Raw genomic sequence first — 5,620 nt, 5'->3', positions numbered from 1 at the left:
TTGCCCGGCGTACGGGGAAGGACGTCAATAGTCACACAGTCCTTGACGGTATAATAACCACCATCATGGCGACCATCCAAAGGATAAACATCATAGGCAGTCGGGAGGGTAGTCGGAACCGAAGAAGACTCAAAGCGAACCAAACAGGCAAAAAATTTAGGGTCGGCATCAAAAGCAATATCAGCACCAACAGAAACAACCTGATTAGCGGCGTTGACAGATGTATCCATCTGAATGCAATGAAGAAAACCACCATTACCAGCATTAACCGTCAAACTATCAAAATATAACGTTGACGATGTAGCTTTAGGTGTCTGTAAAACAGGTGCCGAAGAAGCTGGAGTAACAGAAGTGAGAACCAGCTTATCAGAAAAAAAGTTTGAATTATGGCGAGAAATAAAAGTCTGAAACATGATTAAACTCCTAAGCAGAAAACCTACCGCGCTTCGCTTGGTCAACCCCTCAGCGGCAAAAATTAAAATTTTTACCGCTTCGGCGTTATAACCTCACACTCAATCTTTTATCACGAAGTCATGATTGAATCGCGAGTGGTCGGCAGATTGCGATAAACGGTCACATTAAATTTAACCTGACTATTCCACTGCAACAACTGAACGGACTGGAAACACTGGTCATAATCATGGTGGCGAATAAGTACGCGTTCTTGCAAATCACCAGAAGGCGGTTCCTGAATGAATGGGAAGCCTTCAAGAAGGTGATAAGCAGGAGAAACATACGAAGGCGCATAACGATACCACTGACCCTCAGCAATCTTAAACTTCTTAGACGAATCACCAGAACGGAAAACATCCTTCATAGAAATTTCACGCGGCGGCAAGTTGCCATACAAAACAGGGTCGCCAGCAATATCGGTATAAGTCAAAGCACCTTTAGCGTTAAGGTACTGAATCTCTTTAGTCGCAGTAGGCGGAAAACGAACAAGCGCAAGAGTAAACATAGTGCCATGCTCAGGAACAAAGAAACGCGGCACAGAATGTTTATAGGTCTGTTGAACACGACCAGAAAACTGGCCTAACGACGTTTGGTCAGTTCCATCAACATCATAGCCAGATGCCCAGAGATTAGAGCGCATGACAAGTAAAGGACGGTTGTCAGCGTCATAAGAGGTTTTACCTCCAAATGAAGAAATAACATCATGGTAACGCTGCATGAAGTAATCACGTTCTTGGTCAGTATGCAAATTAGCATAAGCAGCTTGCAGACCCATAATGTCAATAGATGTGGTAGAAGTCGTCATTTGGCGAGAAAGCTCAGTCTCAGGAGGAAGCGGAGCAGTCCAAATGTTTTTGAGATGGCAGCAACGGAAACCATAACGAGCATCATCTTGATTAAGCTCATTAGGGTTAGCCTCGGTACGGTCAGGCATCCACGGCGCTTTAAAATAGTTGTTATAGATATTCAAATAACCCTGAAACAAATGCTTAGGGATTTTATTGGTATCAGGGTTAATCGTGCCAAGAAAAGCGGCATGGTCAATATAACCAGTAGTGTTAACAGTCGGGAGAGGAGTGGCATTAACACCATCCTTCATGAACTTAATCCACTGTTCACCATAAACGTGACGATGAGGGACATAAAAAGTAAAAATGTCTACAGTAGAGTCAATAGCAAGGCCACGACGCAATGGAGAAAGACGGAGAGCGCCAACGGCGTCCATCTCGAAGGAGTCGCCAGCGATAACCGGAGTAGTTGAAATGGTAATAAGACGACCAATCTGACCAGCAAGGAAGCCAAGATGGGAAAGGTCATGCGGCATACGCTCGGCGCCAGTTTGAATATTAGACATAATTTATCCTCAAGTAAGGGGCCGAAGCCCCTGCAATTAAAATTGTTGACCACCTACATACCAAAGACGAGCGCCTTTACGCTTGCCTTTAGTACCTCGCAACGGCTGCGGACGACCAGGGCGAGCGCCAGAACGTTTTTTACCTTTAGACATTACATCACTCCTTCTGCACGTAATTTTTGACGCACGTTTTCTTCTGCGTCAGTAAGAACGTCAGTGTTTCCTGCGCGTACACGCAAGGTAAACGCGAACAATTCAGCGGCTTTAACCGGACGCTCGACGCCATTAATAATGTTTTCCGTAAATTCAGCGCCTTCCATGATGAGACAGGCCGTTTGAATGTTGACGGGATGAACATAATAAGCAATGACGGCAGCAATAAACTCAACAGGAGCAGGAAAGCGAGGGTATCCTACAAAGTCCAGCGTACCATAAACGCAAGCCTCAACGCAGCGACGAGCACGAGAGCGGTCAGTAGCAATCCAAACTTTGTTACTCGTCAGAAAATCGAAATCATCTTCGGTTAAATCCAAAACGGCAGAAGCCTGAATGAGCTTAATAGAGGCCAAAGCGGTCTGGAAACGTACGGATTGTTCAGTAACTTGACTCATGATTTCTTACCTATTAGTGGTTGAACAGCATCGGACTCAGATAGTAATCCACGCTCTTTTAAAATGTCAACAAGAGAATCTCTACCATGAACAAAATGTGACTCATATCTAAACCAGTCCTTGACGAACGTGCCAAGCATATTAAGCCACTTCTCCTCATCCAACGCGTCAGTTTTTGACAGAATCGTTAGTTGATGGCGAAAGGTCGCAAAGTAAGAGCTTCTCGAGCTGCGCAAGGATAGGTCGAATTTTCTCATTTTCCGCCAGCAGTCCACTTCGATTTAATTCGTAAACAAGCAGTAGTAATTCCTGCTTTATCAAGATAATTTTTCGACTCATCAGAAATATCCGAAAGTGTTAACTTCTGCGTCATGGAAGCGATAAAACTCTGCAGGTTGGATACGCCAATCATTTTTATCGAAGCGCGCATAAATTTGAGCAGATTTGTCGTCACAGGTTGCGCCGCCAAAACGTCGGCTACAGTAACTTTTCCCAGCCTCAATCTCATCTCTCTTTTTGCGTTCTGCTTCAATATCTGGTTGAACGGCGTCGCGTCGTAACCCAGCTTGGTAAGTTGGATTAAGCACTCCGTGGACAGATTTGTCATTGTGAGCATTTTCATCCCGAAGTTGCGGCTCATTCTGATTCTGAACAGCTTCTTGGGAAGTAGCGACAGCTTGGTTTTTAGTGAGTTGTTCCATTCTTTAGCTCCTAGACCTTTAGCAGCAAGGTCCATATCTGACTTTTTGTTAACGTATTTAGCCACATAGAAACCAACAGCCATATAACTGGTAGCTTTAAGCGGCTCACCTTTAGCATCAACAGGCCACAACCAACCAGAACGTGAAAAAGCGTCCTGCGTGTAGCGAACTGCGATGGGCATACTGTAACCATAAGGCCACGTATTTTGCAAGCTATTTAACTGGCGGCGATTGCGTACCCGACGACCAAAATTAGGGTCAACGCTACCTGTAGGAAGTGTCCGCATAAAGTGCACCGCATGGAAATGAAGACGGCCATTAGCTGTACCATACTCAGGCACACAAAAATACTGATAGCAGTCGGCGTGTGAATCATTAGCCTTGCGACCCTCGGCAGCAAGAACCATACGACCAATATCACGAAAATAGTCACGCAAAGCATTGGGATTATCATAAAACGCCTCTAATCGGTCGTCAGCCAACGTGAGAGTGTCAAAAACGATAAACCAACCATCAGCATGAGCCTGTCGCATTGCATTCATCAAACGCTGAATAGCAAAGCCTCTACGCGATTTCATAGTGGAGGCCTCCAGCAATCTTGAACACTCATCCTTAATACCTTTCTTTTTGGGGTAATTATACTCATCGCGAATATCCTTAAGAGGGCGTTCAGCAGCCAGCTTGCGGCAAAACTGCGTAACCGTCTTCTCGTTCTCTAAAAACCATTTTTCGTCCCCTTCGGGGCGGTGGTCTATAGTGTTATTAATATCAAGTTGGGGGAGCACATTGTAGCATTGTGCCAATTCATCCATTAACTTCTCAGTAACAGATACAAACTCATCACGAACGTCAGAAGCAGCCTTATGGCCGTCAACATACATATCACCATTATCGAACTCAACGCCCTGCATACGAAAAGACAGAATCTCTTCCAAGAGCTTGATGCGGTTATCCATCTGCTTATGGAAGCCAAGCATTGGGGATTGAGAAAGAGTAGAAATGCCACAAGCCTCAATAGCAGGTTTAAGAGCCTCGATACGCTCAAAGTCAAAATAATCAGCGTGACATTCAGAAGGGTAATAAGAACGAACCATAAAAAAGCCTCCAAGATTTGGAGGCATGAAAACATACAATTGGGAGGGTGTCAATCCTGACGGTTATTTCCTAGACAAATTAGAGCCAATACCATCAGCTTTACCGTCTTTCCAGAAATTGTTCCAAGTATCGGCAACAGCTTTATCAATACCATGAAAAATATCAACCACACCAGAAGCAGCATCAGTGACGACATTAGAAATATCCTTTGCAGTAGCGCCAATATGAGAAGAGCCATACCGCTGATTCTGCGTTTGCTGATGAACTAAGTCAACCTCAGCACTAACCTTGCGAGTCATTTCTTTGATTTGGTCATTGGTAAAATACTGACCAGCCGTTTGAGCTTGAGTAAGCATTTGGCGCATAATCTCGGAAACCTGCTGTTGCTTGGAAAGATTGGTGTTTTCCATAATAGACGCAACGCGAGCAGTAGACTCCTTCTGTTGATAAGCAAGCATCTCATTTTGTGCATATACCTGGTCTTTCGTATTCTGGCGTGAAGTCGCCGACTGAATGCCAGCAATCTCTTTTTGAGTCTCATTTTGCATCTCGGCAATCTCTTTCTGATTGTCCAGTTGCATTTTAGTAAGCTCTTTTTGATTCTCAAATCCGGCGTCAACCATACCAGCAGAGGAAGCATCAGCACCAGCACGCTCCCAAGCATTAAGCTCAGGAAATGCAGCAGCAAGATAATCACGAGTATCCTTTCCTTTATCAGCGGCAGACTTGCCACCAAGTCCAACCAAATCAAGCAACTTATCAGAAACGGCAGAAGTGCCAGCCTGCAACGTACCTTCAAGAAGTCCTTTACCAGCTTTAGCCATAGCACCAGAAACAAAACTAGGGACGGCCTCATCAGGGTTAGGAACATTAGAGCCTTGAATGGCAGATTTAATACCAGCATCACCCATGCCTACAGTATTGTTATCGGTAGCAAGCACATCACCTTGAATGCCACCGGAGGCGGCTTTTTGACCGCCTCCAAACAATTTAGACATGGCGCCACCAGCAAGAGCAGAAGCAATACCGCCAGCAATAGCACCAAACATAAATCACCTCACTTAAGTGGCTGGAGACAAATAATCTCTTTAATAACCTGATTCAGCGAAACCAATCCGCGGCATTTAGTAGCGGTAAAGTTAGACCAAACCATGAAACCAACATAAACATTATTGCCCGGCGTACGGGGAAGGACGTCAATAGTCACACAGTCCTTGACGGTATAATAACCACCATCATGGCGACCATCCAAAGGATAAACATCATAGGCAGTCGGGAGGGTAGTCGGAACCGAAGAAGACTCAAAGCGAACCAAACAGGCAAAAAATTTAGGGTCGGCATCAAAAGCAATATCAGCACCAACAGAAACAACCTGATTAGCGGCGTTGACAGATGTATCCATCTGA

Annotated in this window: 9 protein-coding genes; all 9 read right to left on the bottom strand. The window is 44.8% G+C overall.

From position 1 onward, the window contains the following. Positions 1-413 (bottom strand): hypothetical protein (locus VR7878_RS21700; RefSeq protein WP_024218976.1); only part of this gene is annotated, 413 nt, incomplete at its 3' end. Positions 414-523: 110 nt separating this feature from the next. After that, positions 524-1,807, bottom strand: coding sequence for a major capsid protein (locus tag VR7878_RS21695; protein WP_000065572.1), 1,284 nt, complete (start codon positions 1,805-1,807; stop codon positions 524-526). A 36-nt stretch (positions 1,808-1,843) separates the two neighbouring features. Next, positions 1,844-1,960, bottom strand: a complete 117-nt coding sequence (locus VR7878_RS21690; RefSeq protein WP_000033471.1) for a phage DNA packaging protein J — start codon at positions 1,958-1,960, stop codon at positions 1,844-1,846. Beyond that, positions 1,960-2,418, bottom strand: a complete 459-nt coding sequence (locus VR7878_RS21685; protein WP_000084700.1) for a scaffolding protein D — start codon at positions 2,416-2,418, stop codon at positions 1,960-1,962. The genes VR7878_RS21690 and VR7878_RS21685 overlap by 1 nt, the downstream gene beginning before the upstream one ends. Beyond that, positions 2,415-2,654 (bottom strand): phage DNA packaging protein C, encoded by a 240-nt coding sequence (locus VR7878_RS21680; protein ID WP_016670801.1) that lies wholly within the window; start codon positions 2,652-2,654, stop codon positions 2,415-2,417. Before VR7878_RS21680 ends, VR7878_RS21685 begins: the two co-directional genes overlap by 4 nt. Beyond that, complete coding sequence (locus tag VR7878_RS21675) at positions 2,587-2,739, bottom strand: hypothetical protein (protein WP_435988044.1); 153 nt, start codon at positions 2,737-2,739, stop codon at positions 2,587-2,589. Before VR7878_RS21675 ends, VR7878_RS21680 begins: the two co-directional genes overlap by 68 nt. Continuing rightward, on the bottom strand, positions 2,672-4,213 hold the full coding sequence (locus VR7878_RS21670) for a replication endonuclease (RefSeq protein ID WP_000252566.1): 1,542 nt from the start codon (positions 4,211-4,213) through the stop codon (positions 2,672-2,674). The genes VR7878_RS21675 and VR7878_RS21670 overlap by 68 nt, the downstream gene beginning before the upstream one ends. Before the next feature lie 63 nt (positions 4,214-4,276). Continuing rightward, positions 4,277-5,263: a Minor spike protein gene (locus VR7878_RS21665; protein ID WP_000466547.1), complete on the bottom strand. Its 987-nt coding sequence runs from the start codon at positions 5,261-5,263 to the stop codon at positions 4,277-4,279. An 8-nt stretch (positions 5,264-5,271) separates the two neighbouring features. Further along, positions 5,272-5,620: hypothetical protein (locus tag VR7878_RS21660; RefSeq protein ID WP_002361313.1), on the bottom strand; the 349-nt coding region annotated here is incomplete at its 5' end.

Origin of the sequence: Vibrio ruber DSM 16370 (assembly GCF_900163965.1) — a bacterium.
Lineage (GTDB): Bacteria > Pseudomonadota > Gammaproteobacteria > Enterobacterales > Vibrionaceae > Vibrio > Vibrio ruber.
This window is presented reverse-complemented; position numbering and strand designations above follow the sequence as displayed.